This is a genomic window from Hephaestia mangrovi (genome assembly GCF_019880555.1).
In the GTDB taxonomy this organism is placed as follows: domain Bacteria; phylum Pseudomonadota; class Alphaproteobacteria; order Sphingomonadales; family Sphingomonadaceae; genus Sphingomonas; species Sphingomonas mangrovi.
In genome coordinates this window covers 70,253-95,177 of the sequence record NZ_JAINVU010000004.1, presented here as the reverse complement: position 1 = coordinate 95,177, position 24,925 = coordinate 70,253, and the positions used below count along the sequence as shown (strand labels likewise).

At 65.3% G+C, this 24,925-nt stretch carries 23 protein-coding genes; 8 read left to right on the top strand and 15 right to left on the bottom strand.

What is annotated here, in order from left to right; all coding sequences use genetic code 11:
* Positions 1-588, bottom strand: coding sequence for a ubiquinol-cytochrome c reductase iron-sulfur subunit (gene petA / locus K7G81_RS10800; RefSeq protein WP_223030806.1), 588 nt, complete (start codon positions 586-588; stop codon positions 1-3).
* A 186-nt stretch (positions 589-774) separates the two neighbouring features.
* On the opposite strand from petA, the gene K7G81_RS10795 reads away from it, so the two are divergent.
* The 3 genes from K7G81_RS10795 to K7G81_RS10785 are packed head-to-tail and all read left to right on the top strand — an operon-like array spanning position 775 to position 2,656.
* Complete coding sequence (locus tag K7G81_RS10795) at positions 775-1,224, top strand: tRNA (cytidine(34)-2'-O)-methyltransferase (RefSeq protein ID WP_223030805.1); 450 nt, start codon at positions 775-777, stop codon at positions 1,222-1,224.
* Positions 1,221-2,066 (top strand): oxygen-dependent coproporphyrinogen oxidase, encoded by an 846-nt coding sequence (gene hemF / locus K7G81_RS10790; RefSeq protein WP_223030804.1) that lies wholly within the window; start codon positions 1,221-1,223, stop codon positions 2,064-2,066. Before K7G81_RS10795 ends, hemF begins: the two co-directional genes overlap by 4 nt.
* Positions 2,057-2,656: a GNAT family N-acetyltransferase gene (locus K7G81_RS10785; RefSeq protein WP_223030803.1), complete on the top strand. Its 600-nt coding sequence runs from the start codon at positions 2,057-2,059 to the stop codon at positions 2,654-2,656. Before hemF ends, K7G81_RS10785 begins: the two co-directional genes overlap by 10 nt.
* On the opposite strand, the gene K7G81_RS10780 is transcribed toward K7G81_RS10785, so the two are convergent.
* Positions 2,620-3,384, bottom strand: a complete 765-nt coding sequence (locus K7G81_RS10780; RefSeq protein WP_223030802.1) for a hypothetical protein — start codon at positions 3,382-3,384, stop codon at positions 2,620-2,622. The two genes, K7G81_RS10785 and K7G81_RS10780, sit on opposite strands and share 37 nt — an antisense overlap.
* Positions 3,381-4,208, bottom strand: coding sequence for a hypothetical protein (locus tag K7G81_RS10775; RefSeq protein ID WP_223030801.1), 828 nt, complete (start codon positions 4,206-4,208; stop codon positions 3,381-3,383). The genes K7G81_RS10780 and K7G81_RS10775 overlap by 4 nt, the downstream gene beginning before the upstream one ends.
* A gap of 118 nt (positions 4,209-4,326) precedes the next feature.
* On the opposite strand from K7G81_RS10775, the gene lipB reads away from it, so the two are divergent.
* The 3 genes from lipB to K7G81_RS10760 all read left to right on the top strand — a co-directional run bounded on the left by lipB (position 4,327) and on the right by K7G81_RS10760 (position 6,293).
* Positions 4,327-4,995, top strand: a complete 669-nt coding sequence (gene lipB, locus K7G81_RS10770) for a lipoyl(octanoyl) transferase LipB (RefSeq protein WP_369412088.1) — start codon at positions 4,327-4,329, stop codon at positions 4,993-4,995.
* Between the two features lie 92 nt (positions 4,996-5,087).
* Positions 5,088-5,348, top strand: coding sequence for a hypothetical protein (locus tag K7G81_RS10765; RefSeq protein ID WP_223030799.1), 261 nt, complete (start codon positions 5,088-5,090; stop codon positions 5,346-5,348).
* Positions 5,349-5,594: 246 nt separating this feature from the next.
* On the top strand, positions 5,595-6,293 hold the full coding sequence (locus tag K7G81_RS10760) for a hypothetical protein (RefSeq protein ID WP_223030798.1): 699 nt from the start codon (positions 5,595-5,597) through the stop codon (positions 6,291-6,293).
* Position 6,294: 1 nt separating this feature from the next.
* On the opposite strand, the gene queE is transcribed toward K7G81_RS10760, so the two are convergent.
* From queE to K7G81_RS10745, 3 genes are all read right to left on the bottom strand, one after another.
* Positions 6,295-6,927, bottom strand: a complete 633-nt coding sequence (queE, locus tag K7G81_RS10755; RefSeq protein WP_223030797.1) for a 7-carboxy-7-deazaguanine synthase — start codon at positions 6,925-6,927, stop codon at positions 6,295-6,297.
* A complete protein-coding gene (queC, locus tag K7G81_RS10750; protein WP_223030796.1) occupies positions 6,924-7,613 on the bottom strand; it encodes a 7-cyano-7-deazaguanine synthase QueC in 690 nt (229 codons plus the stop codon). Before queC ends, queE begins: the two co-directional genes overlap by 4 nt.
* Positions 7,614-7,740: 127 nt before the next feature.
* Positions 7,741-8,406 (bottom strand): DUF7847 domain-containing protein, encoded by a 666-nt coding sequence (locus K7G81_RS10745; protein ID WP_223030795.1) that lies wholly within the window; start codon positions 8,404-8,406, stop codon positions 7,741-7,743.
* A gap of 116 nt (positions 8,407-8,522) precedes the next feature.
* Between K7G81_RS10745 and K7G81_RS10740 the strand changes: the two genes are divergently transcribed.
* Together K7G81_RS10740 and K7G81_RS10735 are read left to right on the top strand one after the other, a co-directional pair.
* Complete coding sequence (locus tag K7G81_RS10740; protein ID WP_369412087.1) at positions 8,523-9,038, top strand: stage II sporulation protein M; 516 nt, start codon at positions 8,523-8,525, stop codon at positions 9,036-9,038.
* A 25-nt stretch (positions 9,039-9,063) separates the two neighbouring features.
* The gene (locus K7G81_RS10735) at positions 9,064-9,888 is read left to right on the top strand and encodes an RDD family protein (RefSeq protein ID WP_223030794.1); all 825 of its coding nucleotides are present in this window, start codon (positions 9,064-9,066) and stop codon (positions 9,886-9,888) included.
* A 66-nt stretch (positions 9,889-9,954) separates the two neighbouring features.
* On the opposite strand, the gene K7G81_RS10730 is transcribed toward K7G81_RS10735, so the two are convergent.
* The 9 genes from K7G81_RS10730 to K7G81_RS10690 form a co-directional block, all read right to left on the bottom strand.
* On the bottom strand, positions 9,955-10,485 hold the full coding sequence (locus K7G81_RS10730) for an OmpH/Skp family outer membrane protein (protein ID WP_223030793.1): 531 nt from the start codon (positions 10,483-10,485) through the stop codon (positions 9,955-9,957).
* A gap of 20 nt (positions 10,486-10,505) precedes the next feature.
* Positions 10,506-10,958 carry an outer membrane protein assembly factor BamE domain-containing protein gene (gene bamE / locus K7G81_RS10725; RefSeq protein ID WP_223030792.1) on the bottom strand — a complete coding sequence of 151 codons (453 nt, stop codon included), beginning with the start codon at positions 10,956-10,958 and terminating at the stop codon, positions 10,506-10,508.
* Positions 10,959-10,979: 21 nt separating this feature from the next.
* Entirely contained in the window at positions 10,980-15,086 is a 4,107-nt protein-coding gene (locus tag K7G81_RS10720) for a YadA-like family protein (protein WP_223030791.1), read from the bottom strand.
* Positions 15,056-17,152, bottom strand: coding sequence for a hypothetical protein (locus K7G81_RS10715; RefSeq protein ID WP_223030790.1), 2,097 nt, complete (start codon positions 17,150-17,152; stop codon positions 15,056-15,058). Before K7G81_RS10715 ends, K7G81_RS10720 begins: the two co-directional genes overlap by 31 nt.
* A gap of 130 nt (positions 17,153-17,282) precedes the next feature.
* A complete protein-coding gene (locus tag K7G81_RS10710) occupies positions 17,283-17,876 on the bottom strand; it encodes a hypothetical protein (protein ID WP_223030789.1) in 594 nt (197 codons plus the stop codon).
* A gap of 495 nt (positions 17,877-18,371) precedes the next feature.
* Positions 18,372-19,061, bottom strand: coding sequence for a response regulator transcription factor (locus tag K7G81_RS10705; RefSeq protein ID WP_223030788.1), 690 nt, complete (start codon positions 19,059-19,061; stop codon positions 18,372-18,374).
* A gap of 381 nt (positions 19,062-19,442) precedes the next feature.
* The gene (locus tag K7G81_RS10700; protein ID WP_255586917.1) at positions 19,443-20,363 is read right to left on the bottom strand and encodes an SGNH/GDSL hydrolase family protein; all 921 of its coding nucleotides are present in this window, start codon (positions 20,361-20,363) and stop codon (positions 19,443-19,445) included.
* 8 nt (positions 20,364-20,371) lie between these two features.
* Positions 20,372-23,443 (bottom strand): TonB-dependent receptor plug domain-containing protein, encoded by a 3,072-nt coding sequence (locus tag K7G81_RS10695; RefSeq protein ID WP_223030786.1) that lies wholly within the window; start codon positions 23,441-23,443, stop codon positions 20,372-20,374.
* Positions 23,444-23,486: 43 nt separating this feature from the next.
* Positions 23,487-24,821, bottom strand: a complete 1,335-nt coding sequence (locus tag K7G81_RS10690) for a dicarboxylate/amino acid:cation symporter (protein ID WP_223030785.1) — start codon at positions 24,819-24,821, stop codon at positions 23,487-23,489.
* Positions 24,822-24,925: the final 104 nt, after the last annotated feature.

Genomic DNA, 24,925 nt, shown 5'->3' with positions numbered 1-24,925 from the left:
TCAGGACCCTACCGTGATCGTCGTCGGCGTGTTGAACTTATAGTCCGGCACGACCAGATTCCTCGGCGCCGGTCCTTTGCGGATGCGCGCCGCGGTATCGTATTGCGAGCCGTGGCAGGGACAGAAATAGCCGCCGAACTCGCCGCGCGGCTCGCCTTCCTTGTTGCCCAGCGGCACACAGCCGAGATGGGTGCAGACGCCGATCACGATCAGCCAGTCCTTATGCCCCTCTTTGGTCCGCTCCTCGAGCGTCTGGGGATCGCGCAGATCGGAAAGCGGCACCGCGTCGGCCTCGGCAATCTCCTTGGGCAGGAGGTTGCGGACGAACAACGGCTGCGAGCGATAGCTGGTCGTCACCGCCTGGCCCTTGCCGATCTTGGAAAGATCGACGTCGGTGGTCGACAGCGCGAGCACGTCGGCCGAGGGGCTCATCTGGTTGATCAGCGGGAGGATGGCGACCACCGCGCCAGCGCCGGCGAAGGAAACCGCGGCGATATTCAGAAAATCACGGCGGCGGGGATCATGAACGTCTTCGTGATAGGGGCCCGGCGCTTCTCCGGGCGGAATCGCATCATCTGCTGTCGCCATTCACTTGCCTCTACCTTCGAACGGGCGAACGCCCTGCGGCGGGAGGTGTGATTGTATCCGGCCCCGCCTTCACCGCAGCTCCCGTCCCCACGGGTGCCGCGGGGGTGATAGCCGGGCGAAACCGTGTTTGCCAATGGCTTTCTGGCATCTTGTGAAGATCGGGCGCGACGGACTAAGCGCACGGCGATGCGCGTCGCCCTTCACCAGCCCGATATCGCCGGCAATGTCGGCACCATCCTGCGCCTCGCGGCGTGCCTGCGGGTCGGCGTCGATCTGATCGAGCCGATGGGCTTCGCCTGGAGCGACCGCGCGCTGGCGCGCGCCGGCATGGATTACGCGGCCGGCGCCGACGTCTCGCGGCATGCCGACTGGGATGCTTTCGACGCTCGCGTGGCAGGACGCATCGTGCTGCTGACCACCAGCGGCGGCGTGCCGCTGCCCGAGGCCCGGTTCGCAGCGGACGACGTGCTGTTGATGGGATCGGAGGGCAGCGGCGTGCCCGATCACGTCCATCAACGCGCCGATCTGCGCGTGCGGATTCCGATGGCGGCGGGGTTCCGGTCATTGAACGTGGCGGTTGCCGCCGCGATGGCGCTGGGCGAAGCATTGAGGCAAACCGAGGGATGGCCGGCATGACGATCGCACTCGACGAGCAACAGGCAGCGGCGAAAGCGTGGTTCGAATCGCTGCGCGACGCGATCTGCGCCGAATTCGAGGCGATCGAGGCCGAAGCCGGGTCCGATGCGCGGTTCGAGCGCACGCCGTGGGACCGGGTCGATCCGTCGGGCGCGCCGGGCGGCGGCGGGGTGCGCGGCGTGATGAAGGGCCGGGTGTTCGAGAAGGTCGGCGTCAACGTCTCGACCGTCGGCGGCAGTTTCGAAGGCGATTTCGCCAAGACCATCCATGGCGCCGGCGACGATCCGCGCTTCTTCGCCACCGGCATCAGCCTGGTCGCGCACATGGCCAACCCGCATGTTCCCGCCGTCCACATGAACACGCGCTTCCTGGCGACCACCAAACGCTGGTTCGGCGGCGGCGCCGATCTCAACCCGCCAATCCCCTATGATGAGGATACCGCCGATTTCCACGCGCGGCTGAAGGCAGCGTGCGATGCGCATGATCCGACGCACTACCCGCGCTTCAAGCAATGGGCCGACGAGTATTTCTACATTCCCCACCGCAAGGTGCACCGCGGCGTGGGCGGCATCTTCTACGATCACCTGGAGGGCGCGTTCGCTGACAATTTCGCCTTCACCCAGGATGTCGGCCGCGCGTTCCTGGATATCTTCCCGCAGATCGTAAGGCGGCGGATGGCAATGCCGTTCACGGACGCCGATATCGCCCGGCGCAACGCCTGGCGCGGGCGATATGCCGAGTTCAACCTGGTCTATGACCGCGGCACGCTGTTCGGGCTCAAGACCGGGGGCAATATCGACGCGATCCTGATGAGCCTGCCGCCGGTCGCGACATGGGACTGACGCCGGTCCTTCCCGGTGAGGTGGCGACGATCGTCACCACGCTGGAAATGACGACGCGGCCCCTGCCCCGCCCGCTGCCCGATGCGCCGCTACGCCTCGTGCCGTGGGACAGGCCCGACCCCGACCGTTATCGCCCATTGTTCCGGCGGGTCGGCGAGCCATGGCTGTGGTTTTCCCGCCTGGCGATGGCCGAGCGCGACCTGCTGGCGATCATCCACGATCCCGCGGTGCGCGTGTTCGCCGCGACCGACCCGCGGCGCATCGAAATCGGCATGATCGAGCTCGATTTCCGCCAGCCGGGGCAATGCGAGATCAGCTATTTCGCGCTCGTCCCCGAGCTCGCCGGCAAGGGCCATGGACGCTGGCTGATGGCGCAGGCGCTGGCGCTCGCCTGGCGCAGCGGGATCGAGCGGGTGTGGCTGCACACCTGCACGCTCGATCATCCATCGGCGCTGAATTTCTATCGCAGGCAGGGATTCACCGCGATCCACCGCGCGGTCGAGACCTTTCCCGATCCCCGCCTCACCGGGCTGCTGCCGCGCGCGGCGGCGCCTCACGTGCCGCTGATCGAGCCTGCCAGCCGGCGATAGAGCGCGACCTGGATCAGCAGTGTCGCCAGGGCGACGATCGCGGCGGCGAGCGAGCCCAGCGCCTCGATCAGCGCGATCGTCACAGGGTTCGCCGCGGCTTCCGCCTGCAGCGCATCGTGGAGCAGGCGAAACGGCGCGGGCGCCAGCATGCCGGCGAGCATCACCGCGGCGGCCAGCGCCATCATCGCCAGCCCGCGCCCCCGCGTCAGCGCGAAGCTGCGCGCGATCGATCGGGCAATGCCGATCGGCCGCTCGGCAACGATGACCGGCGCGACCAGGATCAGCCGGCCGAGCAGGTAGAGGCACGGCAGGATCAGGATCACAAGCATCAGCTCGATCGGCCCGGCCGGCAGCCCGGCGACGATCACCGCGAGCAGATAACGCGGGAACAGTGCCGGCGCGCGGGCGAGCGCCTTGCCCGGCGTACCGGCGGCCGGATCGAGATAGAGCGTGAGGATCGCGAGCGAACCGAACGTCATCACCAGCACCGTGACGAGCATTCCCGGCGCATTGTGGGTGATCCACGCGACCAGCGGCGAATCGGGGGTGAGCAACGCGGACGTGTCCTGCGCCTGTTCAGCCGTAAGCTGCGGAAACGGCGTGGCCAGCAGGTAGAAAGCGAATTGCGGCAGGAACAGCAGCAATCCGGCAAGCGGCAGCAACAGCGCGCGATCGCGCTTCCAGCGGCCCCAGGCGTCGGCGGCGACGCCCGACCAGTCGATCGTCATACCGGGTCGGCCGCCTGTTCGCCGGCTTCGGTGATCGCCATGTAGAGCTTGGCGACGAATATCGCGGCGATCACCTTGAACGCCGTCGACACCGCGCCAACCACCACCGAGGTCAGCACCGTGGCGATGCCGATATCGCCGTCATTGGGCGCGACCAGCGCGAAGATCGCACCGAACACGGTCTGCGCGGCGAGCACCGCGATGGTCGCGACGATCGCGTAGAGGATCAGGACGCCGACGATCCGCAGCGCCAGGCCGCGCGTCATCCGGAAAGCGCGCGCGATCGCGCCGAACCCGCGCCGCTCGGCCAGGATCACCGGCTCGATCACGAGCAGTCGCGCGGTGATCCAGAAAGCGAACACGAGCAGGACGAGCACGTAGATCAGCACGAACCAGGCACCACCCGCCGACATGCTGCCCATGCCCGCGGGATTGCCCGCGCGCAGCTCGGCCATGTTCATGCCAGCGGCGGCGAGGATGCCGCCGATCGGCAGGCAGAGAATGACGATGGCGACGAACATCAGGATGAAGATCGCGATCGTCGGCCCGAGCCGGGGCAAGGCACCGCGCACCGCTTCGCCCGGCCGCAGCGTCGCGCCGAGCGCCAGCACCATCAGCGACAGCGTGCCGAGCAATTCGATCGCCCAGAACACCGCCATCGCGACGATGCGAACCGCGGCGGCCTGCTTGAGCAAAAGCGGCGTGAGCGCGAGTTGGATCGATACCGGCAGGAACAGCAGCACCAGCGCGATCGGCATGATCGCCGGCAGCGCGCTCGAGGCAAAGGCGGTCGTGCGATCCCATACCGTCGACATCTGCACCATTGGCTGGTTCCCCTGTTCGATCGCGCCGCGCTGGCGCCAATTGCCCGCTAGGTAGACGATCGGGATGCCGCTTGCCAGCGCTTGCGCACCACGGCCCGATGGGCGTAGCGGGCGCTTCGTGAACGATTTCCCACCTGATGATATCGAATGGCGCGTGTCGGACGCGCCGGTGCCCTATCCGGATGCGGTCGCCGAGATGGAAGCGCGCGCCGCGGCGATTGCCGCGGGCGAGGCGCGCGAGCTGATCTGGCTGCTCGAACACCCGCCGGTCTATACCGCAGGCACCAGCGCCGATCCCGCCGAACTGCTCGATCCGCGCTTTCCGGTGTTCAAGACCGGGCGCGGCGGCAAATACACCTATCATGGGCCGGGGCAGCGGATCGGTTACGTATTGCTCGACCTCAACCAGCGCGGACGCGACGTGCGGTGTTATGTCCATGCGCTCGAGGGATGGGTGATCGCCGCATTGTCCCACATGGGGATCGCCAGCCATCGCGCGGCCGGCCGCATCGGCATCTGGACCGGCAGCGGCGACGCCGAAGCGAAGATCGGGGCGATCGGCGTGCGCGTCCGCAAATGGGTGACGCTGCACGGCTTTTCGGTGAACATCGCGCCAGACCTCGATAATTTCGGCGGAATCGTGCCGTGCGGGATCGCCGAACACGGCGTTACCAGCGTGGCGGCGCTCGAAAAGACCGCCGATTTCGCAACTTTTGACAGGGCATTGGCGTTCGAATCCGCTGCGTTCCTCGGGTCGCTTGGACATTGCGGCGAAAACGAGGCTTGAGAGGAGTACGATATACGACTAATGTCCACGCCGATTTGGGTCATTACCAAGGCGGGTACGCCAACCAAATCCAGCTATTTAGGGAGCTTCAAATGCGTGCACTCATTGCCAAAGTGGTTACCGGTTCGATGATCGCCGGCGCCGCGCTGATGGTTTCGGCTTGCGGCCACAAGTCGGATACCGCGACCGACAACACCATGGTCACCGACATGAACTCGACCGACGACATGGGCACGATGGACGACAACATGACCGCCGTCGACAGCACCATGGGTAACGACGCGATGATGGCGAACGACACCGCGATGTCGAACGACATGATGGCGAACGACACCGCCGACAACGGCATGTAATTGCCGGTCGGGCCGCCGTGCGCGGCTCGGCGCTCAATACAAAAGGGGCCGACCCGGGCGACCGGGCGGCCCCTTTTCGTTTCCGATTCGCAACGGCTTGACCGTCGGGCGCTCAGTTCGTGCCCAAAAACGATTCGGTTCGCCGCTGGCGTTCATTTTCCGTGCCTGGAAACTAAAAAGATGCTTGGGCCGCGACCGCAAAAGTCTTAACCATGGCGCGTTCGGGGAGGCTTACCGGAAAAGATCATGAGCGTGTTGCGTAAGGTAATGATGGCGTCGGCGGTGCTGGGGATTGCCGCGGCGAACCCGGCATCGGCCCAGTTTTTCTTCAGATCGCACGACATGTCGGGCGCGCCGGTGACCGGGGCCGAGCCCGGCATCCTGCCGCCGATGCCCGGCGCAACGCCGGCCGAGCTCAGCGCGGGCCTGGTGTGGCAGTTGCGGTCCGCGCTCAATGTCGCGGCGTTGCAATGCCAGTTCGCACCAACGCTGCTGACCGTTTCCAACTATAACGCGATCATCCACGATCACGATGCCGAATTCGACGCCGCGCAAAAGACGCTCGGCGCCTATTTTGCGCGCGTCAACAAGACCAAGAAGGCCGGGCAATCGGCGTTCGACCAGTTCAATACGCGGGTCTCGTCGGACTTCTCGACGGTTTCCGCGCAATACAGCTTCTGCCAGACGGCGGGCGCGGTCGGCCAGGCGGTATTGTTCGCGCCGCGCGGCGGCGTGAAGGCGATTGCCGAAGCGCGGATGCGCGAGTTGCGCAATGCGCTGGTGCCTTGGGGCGAACAATATTTCCCCGGCTCGGTCGTGCTCAACGTACCGTCCTACGTGCCGCGAATGGACGACGCCTGCTGGAAGAAGGAAGAGTGGAACGACCGCAAATGCGGCGTCTATCCCTATCCCGTCGGGCAACCGACGGCGATCGCGTCGCGCTGAATCAGCGCAGCCCGAGCAGCTTGTGCGTTTGCAGGCTGAGGCGCCAATTGGGGTGATCGAGCACGAATGCGACTGCCGCGACGCGATTGGCGTCGGCGGTATCGCTGTCGAGCGGCTGGATCAGGAAATGGGCGAAATCCCAATTCTCCATCGCGTCGACGTCGCTGCCCGGTTGCGGCCAGACCAGCTTCAGCTCATCGCCCGACCGCTGCACGACCTCGCTCCCCGCCTTGGGGCTGATGCACACCCAATCGATGCCGGAGTGCGCGGGGATCGTGCCGTTGCTCTCCATCGCGATGGCAAAGCCACGGACGTGAAGGGCATCGACCAGCGCATCGTCGATCTGGAGCATCGGTTCGCCGCCGGTCAGCACGACGAAGCGATCGGACGAACCGGCGCCCCAATGGCCAGCGACCGCATCGGCCAACCCGTCGGCGTCGGCGAAGCGTCCGCCGCCGTCACCATCCGTCCCGACGAAATCGGTATCGCAGAATGAGCAGATCGCGGTGGCGCGATCCGCCTCGCGGCCCGACCAGAGATTGCAGCCCGCGAACCGCACGAATACGGCGCGCCGGCCGGCATTCACGCCTTCGCCCTGGAGCGTCAGGAACATCTCCTTGACGGCGTAGCTCACGGCTGCGTCGCGTAGACGGTCGGATCGGCGAGCCCGGCTTCGGCGAAGCCCTTGGCGCGCAGGCGGCAACTGTCGCACAGCCCGCAATGCACGCCGCCGGGCGCGGGATCGTAGCACGACCAGCTCATCCCCGCGTCGAGCCCGAGCCGCGCAGCCTCGCGCGCGATATCGGCCTTGGTCATGTTTTGCAGCGGCGCGCGGACGCGGAACGGCTCGCCCTCGACCCCCGCCTTGGTGGCAAGTTCGGCCAGCTTCTCGAAACCCTGGATGAATTCGGGCCGGCAATCGGGATAGCCCGAATAATCGAGCGCGTTGACGCCGATATAGATGTCGCGCGCGCCGGCCGCCTCCGCCCAGCCGAGCGCGAGGCTGAGGAAAATCGTGTTGCGCGCCGGAACGTAGGTGACGGGAATGCCCTCCTCGACGCCGGTTTTGGGCACGTCGATATCGTCGGTGAGCGCCGAACCGCCGAATGCCGAAAGATCGAGCGGCAGCACGATGTGCCGCTCGGCACCGAGAGCCGCGGCAATGCGTCGGGCGGCCGCGAGTTCGAGCCGGTGTCGCTGATTGTAATCGATCGAAAGCGCCAGCAGGCGATGCCCCGCCTCGCGCGCCAGGCCGGCTGATACCATCGAATCGAGGCCGCCCGAAACCAGGGCGACCGCCAAGGTCGGTTGATCTGTCATGATCGCCGGTCGCTAAGCGCAATCGCGCGCCATGGCAAGCGGGGGCGCGGGACATGCGCATTCGATGGGCAGCAGCTAGGAGAGAACGGTCCGGGCCTTCGCTTGGACCCGCGGTTCTCTCCGTCGCTCAGGCGAAAATGTCTTGCAACGCCTCGTCCGAATAACCGCCCTTCCAATTGCGCAGCTCGACGTACAAGGCGGTCTGCACGGTGCTCCACATCGCGTTGACGATCGTCGACACGACCGCGGTGCCGATCATCCAGCTGATCGGCAAGCCATGCTGCCCCAGGGTCTGCATACCCTTGATGCCCATCAGGCCGAACAGGAGCCCCCCAAGCACGCCGGAGATTACCCACCAGGCAAGCACGACGACCAGTTCGACGCCAAACACTTTCCAGCGGGCGCCCTTGGTCAGTTCGCGGCTGCGCCCGAATGCGCCGAATACGCCGGTCCGCTCGGCAACCAGCACCGGCGAGGCAACCGCCCACATGACATAGAGGATCACGCCGGGCACGATGAAGAGCATGAACCCAAGCCCGACCGCGATGGCCATCAAAATCGCCAGCCCGACCAGCGGCAACGCCGCGGCGAGCCCCGTCGACGCGCTTTCGGCGAAACTCGCGCGTCCACCTTCGGCATGGGCCAGCGTGGCGCGGACCAAGGCACCCTGCACGAGCGCCGACAGCACCATGCCGACCAGCGCCGATGCCAGCACCACTGCGCCATAGCCGAGCCGCGAATATTCATCGGTCATCGTGCCGCGCAGCCCCATCTCCAGCCAATTGATCAGCACGGCAGGTAGCCGCCTATCTGCTGGTCGCACACGATCCGAGTTGGTTTTACGGGATCATCCCCGACGCGCTGGCCCAAGGCCGCAATCCGGGCGCTTCGGCCGAAACGCTGCGCAATATGCTCTATCACGGCAGCGACAAGGATCCGTTGACGACCTTCGCCACCGCGCTGTTCACGCACAATGCGCAGATCGCGCTGTTCGCCTTCGCGCTGGGGTTCGCCTTCGCGGTGCCGACCGCGCTGCTGCTCGTCTATAACGGGCTGATGCTCGGCGCGCTGCTACGCGTCTATGCCGCAAAGGGATTGGCCATGCCGTTCCTTGGCTGGATCATGATTCATGGCACCACTGAGCTGTTCGCCATCACGCTGGCCGGCGCTGCCGGGTTCCGCATCGGGCTCGCCATCGCCTTTCCCGGCCGCGCGGCGAGGCTCGATTCGGCGGTCGAGGCGGGGCGCAGCGCCGGCGTGGCGATGGCCGGCGTGGTACTGATGCTGCTCGTCGCCGGGCTGCTCGAAGGAATCGGCCGCCAGACCGTCACGATCGACTGGCAACGCTATGCGATCGGCGGCGTCATCTTTGCCGGTTGGCTAATCTATTATTATCTGCCGCGAGGCCGCGATGGCCGGGTCTAGTCGTCGCATCCACGCGCCCCGCTCCATGCGGCGCAGCTTCATCACGCCCGAAGGCGTAGACTTGCAGCTCGATCTCGGTGGCGCGGGCGAGCGAGCAGCGGCGTTCATGATCGACGCCGTGATCCTGGTCTTGACGCTGGTGCTCGCGACCCTGCTGATCGCGTTCGTCGAGCACGAAGCGGGCACCAACGGCTCGGACGATGCCGCGACGGTGATCTGGCTGCTCGGCTTCTTCGTACTACGCAACGGCTGGTTCACGCTGTTCGAGATCGGCGGCCGCGGCGCGACGCCGGGCAAGCGCCTGCTCGGCTTGCGCGTCGTCGCGCGCGACGGCGCCCGGCTGACCGGTGGCGCGGTGATCGTGCGCAACGCGATGCGCGAGATCGAAATCTTCCTGCCGCTCACCGCGCTCGCGATGACGAGCAGCGGCGACGCGTTCATGACGTTGTTCATGCTCGCCTGGACCGGCATCTTCGCATTGTTTCCGCTGTTCAATCGCGATCGCCTACGCGTCGGTGATCTGCTTGCCGGCACCTGGGTAGTGCACAATGTCCGCGCCCGCCTCGCCGCGGATATCGCTGCGCCGCGCGCCGAACAGCCGCGCCGTCAGTTCAGCGACGCGACGCTGCGCCTCTACGGCATCTACGAATTGCAGACGCTAGAAGACGTGTTGCGCCGGCACAATCCGGACACGATGACGCTGGTCGCCGGCTCTATTCGTCGCAAGGCCGGCCTGCCGGACGATGGCGACGATGAAGGTTTCCTGCGCGATTATTATCTCGCCTTGTGCGTCAAGCTCGAGCGCGAGGTCGCGCTCGGCCACCGGCGTTCGGATAAATCAGCAGCCTGAGGGAGGACGCGTCAATGGCGGCATCGGCACGGCGCCGTCGAAGCGTCGATCAGCCTGCTCGGCGTCTCATTGCAAGACAACGGTCTGCAGCGTCGCATCCATCTCCTGCGTCACATCACCAGTGATATCCATAGCGTTGTTCCAGCCGTAGGAATTGTCGCGTTCGAGCACCACGCTGCAGGCCTGACGCGTGACGACCTTGGCCAGCGCCGTGCCGAGAGCCCGATCGAGTTGTTGCTGGCCACGCTGCTGGGCCGCAATGAACCGGGCATTTTGCGCCTGCTCGAGTCCCTGCGCCTGCTGATCGAGAACTTCGATCTGGCGCTTGTAATCGATTGGCGCGATCGAGCCTTGCCGGGCTTCGAGCTGGCGCCGTTGCTGGTCCAGCGCGGCGCGGCGCTGCGCGAGATCGCCGTTCAGCGACGCCTGCATCCGCTTGAGCTGGGCTTGCATCGATTGCCCGGCGCGCGAACCATTAATCGCCCCCGTTCGCGACAACAGGCATATGCCGTGGATCGGCGGTCCGAATGTCTGTGCCGTGGCTGGTGCGCCGGCACAGGCCAACAATGCGGCGGCAACCAGCCTGATCGATCGCATCGTGCCGCTTCTCTCCCGAATTAGCCCGCCGCCGCAACGCGATCGGCGCAGGCCTGGTCCTGCCAGATCACCTGGGACACCACAACATTGTACCGACCACGATGCCGGATGAACCGGAGCGCCATGCGACAACGCATCCGTTCGGTGCTGCCTGACGTCGGCGGGAAGAACAGTACGTAATCCCAGCGACGCGTGATCGTTTCGCCGAAATGAGGCGGTCCGATCAGCCGATAGATCGAGAATTTGTCGATGCCAGGCGTGATCAGCCGCACCGTGGCCGGCGTCGTGACCGTTCCCAGCTTCTTGTGCGGTACCGGGCGGAAGGCGGCTGGGTCGACGTTGCCGGCATAGTTCGTCGCGGGATCAGCAGGCTTGGCATCATCTTTTTCAGCGGCGGTCGCGACTACGGGGACGAGCCCGACACCAACGAGAAGCGGAAGGGCGAGCAACCTGAGTTTCATTGCATCCTCCATGAGAAGATCGGGCGCAGGGGATCAGAACTGGAAGCCGACGCCGACATTGGCGCCGAGATGGTCCTGGCTGTCATAGATGGCACCGGCTTTGACGATGGTCATGCCGTCGTCCATCACGCGCGACAGTCCCAATGCGAAGGCCGACTGCCCCTGGTAGGTGCCGGCGCTGAAGGCGAGCATGCCGCGCCCGGGCTCAAACGCTTGGGGCAGCCCCGCCGCGGCCAGCGCGCCGGCGGTTCCCGCATTGGCGTCGCGCCGGAACTTGGTGAGATCGAACGCAAGCCCCGACACCCTGCGGTCGGTATAGGCATTCGCGCTCGCCAGCGTATCCGAGAGGCCGCTGTTGAGCTGTCCGACGTTGACCGCATCGGTATCCTGCGTGCCGGCCGCGACATTGGTGATCTGCCGCTCCGCCCCTGCCGAACCGACCGAGACGACATTGTCGCGGCCATCGTCGGTCGAGGCGTAGCCGAGCGCCACCGAGTTGTTGCCGGTCGCCTGCGCGCCGGCACCGAGCGCGGTCGAATGCGCGCCGCTGGCGACGGCGCCGAAGCCCCCAGCGACCGAATCGTCACCGGCAGCACTGGGCGCGGCCATGCCGCTGGTGTTGTTCGAGCGGAACGGCCCCGCGTCGCCATTGCCGAGCGCGGCGACCTGCTGATTGGTGTCGTAGAGTTGCGAGCCGTTTACGGCGTCGGTCGACCCCGCACTGACATCGCCGTCGCCAACATTCTGGACGACATTCCCGCCCATGTCGACGGTCGTGCCGGCGCCGACCGTGAGACCACCCTGCGCGTTCACGGTCCCGGAGAATGTCGGATTGTCGGCCATCGCGATTTGAAGCTGATTGCCATTAAGCGTAACCACCGTGTTCGATCCGGCGGTCACGTTGAGCGTGCCGTTGGACGGCACGTTGGTCGCCGGGCCGCCGTTGGCCGAGATGTTCCAGCCGGCACTCGCCGTCGCGTTCAGCGCCTGCAGGGCGTCATTGACGTTGCTGTAGTTGTTGCCGCCGACGTCGAGCGACGTGGTCACCGTGCCCGTGCTCGGGTCGTAGCTCGAGTTGCCGCCAAGACCGGCGGCTGTGCTGTTGCCGAGATTATTGGTGTTGGTCTCGACCTGGGTCACGCGGTTGTCGACATTGCTGATCTGCGCGCCCTGCGCGCCCAGGGCGTCGCCGACATTGTTATAGGTGGTGCCGTTCACCGTGTAGCTGGGCGCGGTATAGGCGCCGGTGCTGGAGTCGTAGCTGGCGCCGCCGCCGAGCGCGCTGGCGGTGTTCTGCGCGACCTGGCTGAGCTGGCTGACATTGACCGCGTCGGTGGGGGCGGAGCCCGCGGCGAGGTTGGTGAGCTGCCGTTCGGCACCCGCCGAACCAACCGATACCTCGCCTGCCGAGTTCTGCGGTGCGGCGAGGCCATAGCCGGTGTAGCCGGTCTGCGAGCCGACCGAGGTCGTGGCGCCGGCGCCAAGCGCGACGCTGCCCGAGAAGCTGGCGTTCGCGCCGGCGCCAAGCGCGACCGACTGGATCGCATCCGCCGTCGCGCTGGTGCCGAGCGCCACGCCGTCGGCTTGCGACACCTGGGCGTTCTCGCCGATCGCGGTGCCGCCGGGCGCGGTCATCTGGACGATCGCGCCATTGCCGATGCCGATGCCGTTGTCGCCGTTGACCACGGTGGTCGGGCCGACCGCCACCGATTCCTGGCCGACAGCAAGCGAATCCCCGGCGCTCGAATTGGCGTGGAAATATTTGGTCGTCGTCACCGATAGCGAGCCGGCCACGCCCTGTAACTGGCGCAGCGTGACGGCGTCCTGCGCGCTGGTGCCGTCGGCGACATTGGTGATCTGGCGATAGGTGCCGGCAGCCGCATCGCCGACCGACACCGAGCCCAGCAGCGTCGCGTCGCTGGTATTGTAGGGAATGAAGCCGACGCCCGCCGGGATGGTACCCGATGTCGGCGCGATCGCGCGATCGGCGGCCGAGCCGGAGCCGAGCGCGATCGACCCGTCGATCGATGCCAGCGCGCCATTGCCGAACGCCATGCTGTCGTCGCCGTTGGCGGTTGCCGCCGGGCCGACCGCGACGCTGTCGGTGCCCACTGCCTGGCTGTCGGGAAGCGTCGAATTGGCGTGGAAATACTTGATCCCCGCGCCGTTGTTGATCGCGGTCAGCGCATTGGTGGCGTTGGTGATGTCGGTGGTGTTCGCCGCCACCTGCTGATTGGTCGCGTAAAGCTGCGAGCCGTTGACCGCGTCGGTCGAGCCGGCGCTGACATCGCCGTCCGCGACATTGGTGATCTTCTGCGGCGACCCGCTGTTGTGGCTCGCGTCATAGGCGCCGAGCGTCGGGTTCCACAGCAGCGCATCCTGCTGGAGCGCGGCGATGTCGGTGGTGTTGGTGGTCGACTGATTGCCGAGATTGGTGATCGCCGTGGTGTTGCCGGCGATGTTGGTGGTGTTGGTCGTTACCTCCTGGTTGGTCGCGTAGAGTTGCGACCCGTTCACCGCGTCGGTCGAGGTCGACGAGATCGTTCCGGGCGCAACGCCGGTGACCTTGGTGCCCGCCATGTCGAGGCCGGTGCTGTCGAAGACCTGGCCGCTGGCCAGCGTCAGGCTGTCGGCCGTCAGGTCCGGGGTGGTCGCGATCGTCACATTGGAGCCGCTGCGCGTGACCGCGATGTTCTGGCCATTGATCAATTGCACCGTGTCACCCGGCGCGACCTTGGTGGCGGTGTCGCCGTTGGTCTGGATGTTCCAGCCGGCGTTCGCGGTCGTCGCGACCGCCTGGAGCTGGTTGACATTGACCGCATCGGTCCCCGCGGTACCGGCAGCAACGCCCGTGATCTTGCCGGTGCCGCCGGCGTTGATGGTAACGCCGCCGAAGGTCGGCGCATCGGCCATCTGGATGTTGACCGCGCCCGTGGTCGGGTCGGTGACCGTCTTGATGTTGCCGCCCGAATAGGTGCCCGACGTGGTCGCCGCGCCCTGGATCGCCAGCGTCTGGCCGAGATTGCGGTGTACGTTGCCGGCGCTGTTGTCGTTGCCGGTGAAGTCCAGACCCGCCGTGGTTACCCCCGAGGTCGCACTGGTGAGCTGGCTGACGTTGACCGCATCGGTGGCGGCGGTGCCCGCCGCGACATTGCTCAGCCGCTGCGCCGTGCCGGGCGCCGCACCCGATCCGCCCGGCGCCACCAGCACCAACTGTCCCGACGTGCCGGTGCGCTGCACCGGGCCGACCCCGCCACCAGTAACGGCGGTGGTCAGATTGCTGATTGCCGTGGTGTTGCCGGCGATGTTGGTGGTGTTGGTCGCCACCTGCTGATTGGTCGCATAGAGCTGCGAGCCGTTCACCGCGTCGGTCGAGGTCGACGAAAGCACGCCTGCGCCGACATTCTGGATCTGCCGTTCGGCGCCGGCGCTGCCGACCGAAACCACGCTGCTACCGCCGGTTCCGACCGCGCCGACGCCGAAATCGCCTGTGTGCGGCGCGTCCGTCACCGAGCCGGAGCCCAGCGCCACATCGCCGGCATCCGTGGCCGTCGCCTGATAGCCCAGCGCGACCGCGCCCGTCGTGTCGGCAACGGAGGTCTGCCCGATCGCAATGGCATGGTCGCCGGATGCGGCGGCCGGTGTGCCGAGGATCGCGTTTCTCGTATCGCCGCCACCGATGGCGATGGCGCCGACGCCGGTCGCGCTGGCGCCATTGGTAAACCCGGCTCCGGACCCGAGCGCGATGCCATATTCGCCGCTGGTCGTTCGCTCGCCGACCGCGACCCCGCCGATATTCGTTACCGACGCCCGCGCACCCACCGCGACGCCTGCCGTGTTCGCGGTACTCGCCGAAAAGCCGAAGGCCACCGAATCAAAGAAGACGCCGGTTGCGGTGCTGGCACCATTGCCAACGGCCGCGCTGGTTCTCGATCCCGAAACCGCATCCGGGCCGATCGCAAGCGAATTGAGCCCGGTCGCACCGTCATTGTTGTAATTACCCCGGATGGTGCCACCGTCGTTCATGCTGACATAATGTGTCGCGTCGGCCGTGACGGTGTCGCTCAAGGTGGTGAGCGCCTGATTGGTCGCGTAGAGCTGCGACCCGTTCACCGCGTCGGTAGAGGTCGATGAAAGCACGCCCGCGCCGACGTTCTGGATCTGCCGCTCGGCACCGACACTGCCGATCGAGACGACACTGGTGCCCCCGTGCCGACGGCTCCAACACCGAAATCTCCTGTGTGCGGCACGTCCGTCACCGAGCCGGATCCGAGCGCCACGTCGTTCGCGTTATTAGCCTGCGCAGCGGCGCCAAGAGCGGTGGATTGATCGCCTATGGCGTTAGCTACGCTGCCCAAGGCCGACGACTCGACGCCGCTCGCCACCGACTGGCGGCCGACGGCGGTGGCGCTGTCGCCACTGGCGACCGTAGCGCTGCCGATTGCCGTTGCCGAAACGTTGCTGGCCAATGAAGAGCGTCCGATGGCGGTCGCGAAATCGGCAGTCGCACCTGCGTGATCGCCGAAAGCCGCCGTCTCCTCTCCGGTGGCATTCGTGCTGGAACCGACCGCCAAGGCATAGGAGCCGTTCGATGTCGAATCTCCGCCCAGCGCGACCGAGTCGCTGCCAGTGGAAGCCGCATTCACGCCAATGGAAATAGCACCTTCGGATGCGGCATTTGCCGTGTCACCGAACGCCAGCGACCCGGCGGCAAGCGCCTGGCTGGTGTTGCCGATCGCCACCGAGCCCTGGCCGACCGCGACATTGCTATTGCCCAGCGCCACCACGCCATTGGCCGCGTTGGCTGCAGACGCGCTCGCCGTCCCGTCGCTGTTGGCGATGTTGTTCGCGCCCAGCGCCACCGCGCCGGTGCCGCTGGCATAGTTCGGATCGCCGATCGACACCGCGCCGTCGCCGCTCGCGACGTTGCCCGAGCCGACCGACACCGCCTTGCCGCCGGTCGCCGTCGCAGTGTTGCCGATCGCCACCGCGTCCGCCGAATCGGCCGTCGCGGTGGTCCCCATGGCAATGGCGTTGAGCGCGGAGGCATTGGCCTGCCTGCCGATCGCCGTGGCGCTCTGCCCGCCCGCTGTCGCGCCCAATCCCAGCGCGGTTGCTTGCGCGGCGGTCGCTGCCGCATTGTTGCCGATAGCAACGGCGGAAACATCGGTAGCCTGCGCTCCCGATCCAGCGGCAACCGAGCCGACGCCGCTCGACACGGCTGAATTGCCCAGCGCAAGCGAGAAATCAGCCGAAGCGTTGGCGACGTTGCCGAACGCGGCCGAGTCCGTGCCCGCCACATTAGCCTGGGCACCGACCGCGACACTATTGTCGCCAGTTGCGCTGGCGGCACGACCGCCGGCGAACGAGTTTTGCCCACTCGCCGAGGAGGCAGAGCCGATCGCGGTGGAGTTTCCGCCGGTAGCGGTGCTGCCGGAGCCAATGCCAATATCGCCGGCGAGGACCGCCTGTGCGCTGACACCAAGCGCCACCGAATTGATGCCGCTTGAAACCGTGCCCTGGCCGATGGCGACCGCCCCGCCAGTGCCCGTGGCGCTGGCGTTCAAGCCGATCGCTACACCGTATTGGGTCGCTGAAACCGACTGACGCCCCATCGCAATGGCATCGACTTGAGATGCGGTCACATCCGTGCCGATGGCGATGGCGCTCTGTGCGATGGCGCCCGTTCCGGCGGCAGTGCGCGAGCCGAGATAGACGGAGTTCAGTGCGGATGCCATCCCCTGGAAACCGATCGCGATGGCGTTCTGGTTACTTGCGATAGTATTCGTGCCCTCGGCAACGGAATCGAGCCCTGATGAGGATGAGCTGTCGCCGATCGCGATGGCGCGGGATCCCGTCGCCGATGCGCCGGGGCCGGTCTGGACTTGCGCGAGGGCCGGCGCGGACAGCCCCAGCGCGGCAATGGCGGCACCGGCATAGAGCAGCGCCTTTGCCACGGCCAAAGAACCGGTGGCCGTCGCCGCCGAATCAGCACTCGAAATCTCCGCAGACGAGACGGGGCCACCGGCCGCGAGCGGCCCCACGCCCAACCTGTCTCTCTTCACCCCCAGCACGCGATGCGCGCGGCGCAGCACGGCCATCAGCCGGCGGCGCTGCGTCCAGCTTCCTCCATCGCTGCCGGGGATCCAGTTGCCGGCGAAACCGGTGTGGCGGGACTTGTTGGTGGCGACCTCGACGTTTCTCATGACACTCTCCATTCCGGGAGTTGATCGAGGCGGCCGGGCGGGACGCAGGCACAAGCCCACCCGTGGCGCCTCACGCGCTGTTCGAATCCGTGATGACAATCGACCGGCCGGCGCCGCGGCGCCGCGCCGGCTATAGCTTCTGCTGGCCCTGGACGATCGAGACGACCACGCAGGTGGACCCGCTCGTGATCATCATCGCCTGGCCCCGATTGGAGCCGAGGTCATAGAGAGGTACGCCCGAAAGGGTGCCGATCGGCTTGCTGCCCTTCGGGAAGCTACGGAAAGCCTCGGCACAGCTGACCTGGAAGGGCACGACGCGGACGAACTGTCCCTCGCACCGGTTGCCGACCGGCGCGGCGGAGACCAGCGCAGCCGCCTGGCCCTTGAGGTCGGGCAGATCGTAGGTCATCCCGGCCGTGCCCTGCATGCCCTGCGCGCCGGGGGCAGCGCGATCGGCCTGGGTTCTCAGCGAGTAGCTCGTACCCACGACGGCGAGCTTGCCGAGCGTGGCATAGAGCGGTGCGCAGGCGTTGGCGTGAAGCGAGTTGGCCTGCCGCATGAACAGATCGACCGATCGGGCGGGCGCTGCCTTTTGCGCCAACGCCGATGTACCGACGCCACCCGCAAATGCGGCCCCGCCCATCGCCACCAAGGCAACGAGGTGGCGCAGTGGGCGCCGCGTTGGCGCCGAAGCGCAGGAAAGCAGCTTGGATTTTCCGCTCATCGGATGCGACCCCTTTTTCCTATCGCCTGATGAATTCGGCCTTTTTTGCGGCGCGCTTTTTCCTTCACCGGCGATATGGGCTTAAAATGACAGACAAATTAGTCAACGTAAATTTGGGTAAATCAATGTTGAAAATTGTTAAAAATGCGAAAAATTCTTGAACATCAATTCGCATTGAAAGAATATTTCTTGCATAAATCTGTGCTAAATTGATACCATTTCGAGAAATATGCAAAATTTACTCTGCGTGAAATCGGACGAATTCGTCTAAATATTCGTACTATATTGATATATTTGATTAATCAGCTCAGTCTTCTGGGAGGGATTTAGTAAGAGATGGGAACGCATTTCATCCGAAAAGCGCACCTCTTGGATGACGCAGTTGGCTCGATGCGCCGACAAGGGTGGCTCCGAGAAACCTCTGAGCTCCTATAACCGGTTCAATACTTGATCTAGGTTATACCATTTCGCCGATGGGTCGAAATGCCGTGCCCGTCAGGACGTCGTCGAGACCAGACGATATCCATGACCGTAAAGCGTGAACAGCCGGAAGCCGTTCGCGGGCTCGAGCCCGAGCTTCGAGCGGATTCGCGAAATATGCGAATCGAGCGTTCTCGATTCGGCGTCATGCGCCCAGCCCCAGACCGTGGAGACCAGATAGGTACGCGATAAGGGGCGCGACATGTTCTGGAAGAGCAGAAGCGCCAGCGCATATTCCTTCGGCGTCAGTTGGATATGCTCGCCGTCGCGGACCACCGTCTCAAGACGATGATCGAATGTATAATCGCCGAAGTCGGACACGGGCCCCTGCGGTGTTGCGGGGTAGGCCCGCCGCGCCAACGCCTCGATACGGGCAAGCAGAACCTCGAGCGTCACGGGCTTGGTAACATAGTCGTCGGCACCGGCGCGCAACGCAGCCAGCATGTCTCTTTCGGCCGCCGAGCCCGTGTAGACGAGAATCGGCAGATGGCTCTCATTACCGGCCCTGACCATTTCGATCAGCTTCAGCCCCGATATGTCGGGGAGATGCCAGTCCAGAAGAATGAGATCGTAGGTTTCTCTCTGCAGCATCGATAGAAAGCGCAACCCATCTGCGCAGACGGTGCATTCATGGCCGTTCTTGACGAAGCCCGTTTCAAGAATGGAAGCCAGCGCCGCGTCATCCTCAACGATAGCAATACGCATGCCAGCGCCCATGCCCCCCGTTTCAGCAGCTATGATTTCGTTCGATCGAATGCCCCCGTTCCCACTCTATTATATACAATACAAATCATCAATCTGGAATTGAACGATTTTTGATGCTTGACGCCATTGCGTCGAGCGCCGATGAGCTGAATGGCGAGCGGTGTCAGCAGCAGGTCGGCGGTCTGAGACGCTAGCCGTCGCCGCCCGCTGCGAAAACGCCTGCCATCTGCGGTACATGGCGATGCGCGATCGGGCGAGGTGCCATTGCCGCCCCGGAGGGGCCGCCGCTCGATCGACGAGGAAGTGCAACCCTCGGCCCAGGGTCAGAGCCCATTACGGAAGAGTCGTGCCGAAACCGCTATCGGCTCATACATATGGCGATCAGCGATCCGGCCGGTCGCTCACTTTCGGACCGCCGATTTCGGCGCGCGTGCACGGCATTCCGTGGGCATTGGCCCAGGCGACGCGCTGCAGCCGCACGGCGTCGGTCGGCGAGATGCCGAGTTCGGCGGCCGCCTGCTCCTTCGGGCCGAACGCGCGGGGATCCTTGCCGGTAATGTCGATGAACACCGTCAGCGCCGTCAGATAATAACCCGGCGTGCTGGCATGGTGAAAATCATAGGCCCACAGATCGATCTTGCCGGCGTCGATGCCGTCATAGGGATTGGCATCGCCCAGCCCCGCCGCGATCGCGCAGTTGAATGCGCGCCCGACCGGGTTAACCTTGTCGATCGCGGGCGAAGCGGCGGCGGCGCGCTCATAATCGCGCTGCAGGTCGAGTGCCATCGCGGTGATCGGCTGGCCGTACCAATGGCCGCTCTTCAGATAGGTATAATCGGGGCGTGACCAGGTGGCGGTGAGGCTGATTTCTACCTTGGGATTGCGCGCGGTGAACAGTCGCGCGAAGCGGCCGGCATAATCGATCGTCTTGGCGGGATCGCCGGGATGCGCTGGATCAAGGACGCTGTGATCCTGCAGCACGACATGATCCCAGGCGCGATCGACCACCGACTTTTCGTGCTGCCAATGCCATTCGAGCGTCTTGCCCGGCGACGTTTCGACGCTGACGTCGTAATCGAGCCCGGCCTCGTCGGCGAACAGCTTGAACAATGCCGGCACCCCGCCGACCCCGCCGTGGTTGAGATCATGCACCGTATCGGCGCGATATTTCCACGCCGCGGCATGGCCGCCGAAGGTGAAACTATTGCCGATGAACAGGATCGTCGGCGCCGCGCCGGATGCCGGTGCGGCGGCGAGGAGCGCCGTACCGAACGACAGCGAAGCAATCAATCGCACAGCCATATGTCTCCTCATAGCGAAAACCCGAACGACGCGTAGAGATAGCGGCCATAGGGTTGATAGAGCGCGCCGTAATAGCCGCCGGCCGAAATCGGCGGCTGTTCGTTGGTGATGTTGCGCGCGCCGATACGGAATCGGCTGCCGTGAAGTGGCCCGGACCTGGCGAAGCGATACTGGACATAGAGGTTGGCGGTGAACTGGCCATCGACCCGATAGGGATCGCCGTCATCGGACAGGAAACCGTGATCGTAGACGACGCCGGTATATTTCCCGAACGCGCCGACCTGCACGGCGCCCAGGCTCCAGGTCAATGAGGTCGACAGCTTCCATTTCGGCCGTCCGCCGTTGCCGAGCAGATTCTCGGCGCTGGTCAGCGGGGTCGCCGCGTCGATCTCGCCGGCGCGGCGCGCCTCGTAGAGTTGTTCGACGGCAGGCCCGTTGCTGCGCGAGAATTTGAGCAGCCGCGCCGCGTTCACGCTGAAATCGAAATCGCCGATCGACGTGTGGTGCAACGAATAGAGAAAGGCGAGATCGAGCCCGCGAACCGTCTGCGGCAACAGGTTGACGAACTGATCGTTGACCGCCGTGACCTGACCGACCGGATCGATTCCCGTGCCGGCGAAGAAGGCGACGTCGTCGGCATTGGGTGCCGTGCGCACGACATTGGGATTGCTCGACCCCTGCTGGCGCAGCAGATAATCGAGCACCAGCGCATTGCTGCCGCCGAACTGGCCGACGATGCCCTTCTGTTTGATTTCCCAATAATCGGCGGTGATCGTCACATGGCCGAGCCGGCGCGGAATGAAACGCGGCTGCAGCACGATGCCGACCGACTTGTCGGTCGAGCGCTCGGGCTGGAGATCGGGATTGCCGGCGACGCGGATCGAATAGCCGACCGGTTCCGAACAGGCATTGAAATTGGCGATGCGACCGGCGCGCAGATCAGCCTCGCAGCGCAGATAATCGTTGTTGGTGTGGAGACGCGCATATTCGGCTGCGTGAAGCTGCTCGAGGTTCGGCGCGCGGAATCCCTGCGACCAGGAGCCGCGCAGGCGCACACCGTCGATCACATCCCAGGCGCCGGCGAACTTCGGCCGGAAGATCGAACCGAAATCGCTATAGTGTTCGTAGCGGCCGGCGATCTGGAACTGGAGGTTGCGGACCAACGGCACGTGCATCTCCGGCGCGATCACCGGCACCGCGAACTCGCCATAAGCGGAAAAGACGTTGCGTGATCCGAAGGTGTCGGGCGTCGGGCTGACAGCCGTGACGTTGCTGGGATTGGTCTCGCCGGTGACCGAATCGACGAAGTTGATCGTGCCGTCGAGATTGGGGTCGCGATTGTCCTCCTGCGTCTCGTGGCGGAATTCGATGCCGACCGCGAGGCCGAGATCACCGCCCGGCAGCGCCAGCAAATCGGCGCGCGACGCCTTGAGATCGGCGAGCGTCAGCGTCGTGCGATCCTCGCGGCGCAGCTTGAACAGGGCAGGTTTGACGGCGGCCGCCGAGCTCGGCGTGCAATCGCCGACGCTGTAATTGGTCCCGCAGCCGCCGCCGTTGAATGGATCATAGGCATCGGGGGTCGACAGCGCGAGTTGCTGCTGGAGGAGCGTCGAGTTGATCGCGTCTGAAAGGTCGACCGACTTGGCCTCGGAATAGGTGGCCGCCGCTTCCCAGTCGAAGCCCGCGAGGTCGCCTCTGAACCCGCCGACGAAGCGCGACTGGTGGCCGGTTACGTCGACATATTGCGGGCCGGTATCCACGAAGCGATAACGTGTCAGGGTGACGGGCAAGACCTCGGCCGGCACATTGGTGAGGCCGGACAGACGGTTTGGATTGGGCGATCCGTCGGGCAGCGTCTCGGCGCCGAACGGGTTCCAGTAATTCGACGCCGGCACGGTCAGCGTGTTGAGCAGGATCACCGGCGGCTGCACCGCGTGCGACGTCGCATGGTAATAGCCCAGTTCGGTGAAGAAGGTGACGTGATCGGTCACATCGTAATGCCCGCTGGCATAGAGGTTCAGCCGGTTGATGCCCGAGCGCACCGTGGTGCCGACCGCGTCGTCGAAGCGCAGATCGGGGTTCTTGCCGTAGGAAATCGACCCCTTGGCCAGGCACATGCCATGGCCGAGCGCCGCGGTGCAGCCGTCCACGGTATCGGGCTGAATATGGAATGCGCCGGCGCCCGAGGTGATCGTCTTGCCGTTGCGCTTGACGGCCATGCCATCAAGCACGCTGAAATTGGCGAACGGCGTGTAGCTCGAGCGGTTTTCGGGTTCGGTACTGTCGGCATAGCCCGGTACATCGTCGAACAGCGATTGCAGGTTGCCGGTCGCGGTATAGGGCTCGTCGGACGCGAGTTCCGGGGTGCGATGAGTGAACTCGCCCATCAACGTGATGTTGCCGCGTCCATCGCCGAAATTCTTCCCGGCCAGGAAGTTGGTCGTATATTCGCGCATGTGCGTGCCTTCGGCACCGCCATATTTCGCGTTGAGCTTGAGCCCCTCGAAATCATCCTTGAGCACGACGTTGACGACGCCCGCCACCGCATCCGCGCCATAGATCGCGGCCGCGCCGTCGCGCAGCACCTCGAGCCGGTCGATGCCGGCGACCGGCAACGCATTGGCATTGTAGGTCAGCACCGGCACGTTGGCGATGCCGGCCTGGCTGACCGGATGCTGCACCATGCGGCGGCCGTTGATCAGCACCAGCGTATTGCCGGCACCGAGATTGCGAAGGTCGACCGAGTTGACGTCGCCGCGCGCCGCGTTGCTGGTCTGCGGATTGTTCGCCGAGTTGAAATCGACATCGCCCATCTGCGGGATCGAACGAAGCAACTCGTCGCCCGAGACAGCGCCGGTCGCCGCGATCTGGTTGCTGTCGACGACGCTGACCGGCAACGCCTCGGTGACCTTGCTGCCGCGAATCTGCGAACCGACGACGACGATGTCGGGGGCCTGGTTCGCACTGTCGGCGGCTGGCGGACTCGCCGGAGCGGGCGCCGTCTGGGCATGCGCCGCGGACGAGGCGATCGATAACGCGGAGAGCGTGGTCGTCGCCAGAATCTTGACCTTGAGTTTCATTGCATCCTCCCTTTGCCGCCGGCTCAACCCGGCAGTCGTTTCTTCAAATCATCGCGACATTGGCGGCGCGCGCCTCGACTTCCTCGATCGGCGCCGGATCGCCAGCCATCGCGCGATCGAACAGGCTCTGATCGAACGCGCCTTCCCATTTGGCGACGACGATGGTCGCCACGGCGTTGCCGCAGAAGTTGGTCAGGCTGCGGCACTCGGACATGAAGCGATCCACCCCGAGGATCAGCGCCATCCCCGCAACCGGTACGGAGGGCACCACCGAGAGCGTCGCGGCCAGGGTGATGAAGCCGGCGCCGGTGACGCCGGCCGCGCCTTTCGAGCTGAGCATCGCGACCGAGAGCAGCAACAGTTGGTCGCCGAGCGATAGATGCGTGCCGGTCGCGTGCGCGATGAACAGCGCGGCAAGCGTCATATAGATGTTGGTGCCGTCAAGGTTGAACGAATAGCCGGTCGGCACCACCAGCCCGACCACCGGCTTGGCGCAACCGGCGCGCTCGAGCTTGTCGAGCAGACTGGGCAGCGCGGCCTCCGACGACGAGGTGCCGAGCACCAACAGCAACTCGGCCTTCAGGTAGCGCAGCAAACCGAGAATGGAGAATCCGCAAAGCCGCGCCACGACGCCGAGCACCACCAGTACGAACAGCAGGCTGGTGAGATAGAAGGTGCCGACCAATGCAGCGAGGCTCATCAGGCTGGCGATGCCGTATTTGCCGATGGTGAAGGCGATCGCGCCGAACGCGCCGACAGGCGCCAGCTTCATCAGGATATGGACGAGCCGGAACACCGCGAGGCTGGCGGATTCGAGCACGTCGTAGACCGGTTTGCCCTTGTCACCGATCAGCGCCAGCGCGATGCCGAACAGCACCGCGACGAACAGCACCTGTAGGATATCACCACCGTTGAGCGCGCTGACCAGCGTCTTGGGAATGATGTTCAGAATAAAGCCGGTGACAGTCTGATCGTGCGCGTGCGCGGCATATTGCGCGACCGCGCCGGGATCGAGCGTGGCCGGATCGACGTGCATCGCCGCGCCCGTCTGGAAGACGTTGGCGACGATGAGGCCGAGGATCAGCGCCAGCGTCGAGAAAAACAGGAAATAGGCGAACGCCTTTGCGGCGACACGCCCCACCGCCATTAGGTCGCGCATACCAGCGATGCCGGTAACGACGGTGAGGAAGATCACCGGCGTGATGACCATCGAGACGATCTTTATGAATCCGTCGCCAAGCGGCTTGAGGCTCTCTCCGAACGACGGCGCGAGTTGCCCGATCGCCGCACCAAGCACGATCGCGACAAGCACCTGGGCGTAAAGATGGCGGTAGAATGGCTGCCGTTTCGGCGCGACGATCGCGTCGCCTGGCTGCATGATCGATCCCCTCCGCCGGCTACGACCGGCCATTTGCCGCTTATCCGGCGATACGTCAGCGTAACGGCCGGACAAGCGCGCTCAAACGCAATTATTTATCCTGT

What these genes read in the sequence shown, in the direction of transcription:
- petA (WP_223030806.1), bottom strand. Translation starts at nt 588, where the DNA reads ATGGCGACAGCAGATGATGCGATTCCGCCCGGAGAAGCGCCGGGCCCC.
- K7G81_RS10795 (WP_223030805.1), top strand. Translation starts at nt 775, where the DNA reads ATGCGCGTCGCCCTTCACCAGCCCGATATCGCCGGCAATGTCGGCACC.
- hemF (WP_223030804.1), top strand. Translation starts at nt 1,221, where the DNA reads ATGACGATCGCACTCGACGAGCAACAGGCAGCGGCGAAAGCGTGGTTC.
- K7G81_RS10785 (WP_223030803.1), top strand. Translation starts at nt 2,057, where the DNA reads ATGGGACTGACGCCGGTCCTTCCCGGTGAGGTGGCGACGATCGTCACC.
- K7G81_RS10780 (WP_223030802.1), bottom strand. Translation starts at nt 3,384, where the DNA reads ATGACGATCGACTGGTCGGGCGTCGCCGCCGACGCCTGGGGCCGCTGG.
- K7G81_RS10775 (WP_223030801.1), bottom strand. Translation starts at nt 4,208, where the DNA reads ATGGTGCAGATGTCGACGGTATGGGATCGCACGACCGCCTTTGCCTCG.
- K7G81_RS10765 (WP_223030799.1), top strand. Translation starts at nt 5,088, where the DNA reads ATGCGTGCACTCATTGCCAAAGTGGTTACCGGTTCGATGATCGCCGGC.
- K7G81_RS10760 (WP_223030798.1), top strand. Translation starts at nt 5,595, where the DNA reads ATGAGCGTGTTGCGTAAGGTAATGATGGCGTCGGCGGTGCTGGGGATT.
- queC (WP_223030796.1), bottom strand. Translation starts at nt 7,613, where the DNA reads ATGACAGATCAACCGACCTTGGCGGTCGCCCTGGTTTCGGGCGGCCTC.
- K7G81_RS10740 (WP_369412087.1), top strand. Translation starts at nt 8,523, where the DNA reads ATGCTCTATCACGGCAGCGACAAGGATCCGTTGACGACCTTCGCCACC.
- K7G81_RS10735 (WP_223030794.1), top strand. Translation starts at nt 9,064, where the DNA reads ATGCGGCGCAGCTTCATCACGCCCGAAGGCGTAGACTTGCAGCTCGAT.
- K7G81_RS10730 (WP_223030793.1), bottom strand. Translation starts at nt 10,485, where the DNA reads ATGCGATCGATCAGGCTGGTTGCCGCCGCATTGTTGGCCTGTGCCGGC.
- bamE (WP_223030792.1), bottom strand. Translation starts at nt 10,958, where the DNA reads ATGGAGGATGCAATGAAACTCAGGTTGCTCGCCCTTCCGCTTCTCGTT.
- K7G81_RS10715 (WP_223030790.1), bottom strand. Translation starts at nt 17,152, where the DNA reads ATGAGAAACGTCGAGGTCGCCACCAACAAGTCCCGCCACACCGGTTTC.
- K7G81_RS10710 (WP_223030789.1), bottom strand. Translation starts at nt 17,876, where the DNA reads ATGAGCGGAAAATCCAAGCTGCTTTCCTGCGCTTCGGCGCCAACGCGG.
- K7G81_RS10705 (WP_223030788.1), bottom strand. Translation starts at nt 19,061, where the DNA reads ATGCGTATTGCTATCGTTGAGGATGACGCGGCGCTGGCTTCCATTCTT.
- K7G81_RS10700 (WP_255586917.1), bottom strand. Translation starts at nt 20,363, where the DNA reads ATGGCTGTGCGATTGATTGCTTCGCTGTCGTTCGGTACGGCGCTCCTC.
- K7G81_RS10695 (WP_223030786.1), bottom strand. Translation starts at nt 23,443, where the DNA reads ATGAAACTCAAGGTCAAGATTCTGGCGACGACCACGCTCTCCGCGTTA.
- K7G81_RS10690 (WP_223030785.1), bottom strand. Translation starts at nt 24,821, where the DNA reads ATGCAGCCAGGCGACGCGATCGTCGCGCCGAAACGGCAGCCATTCTAC.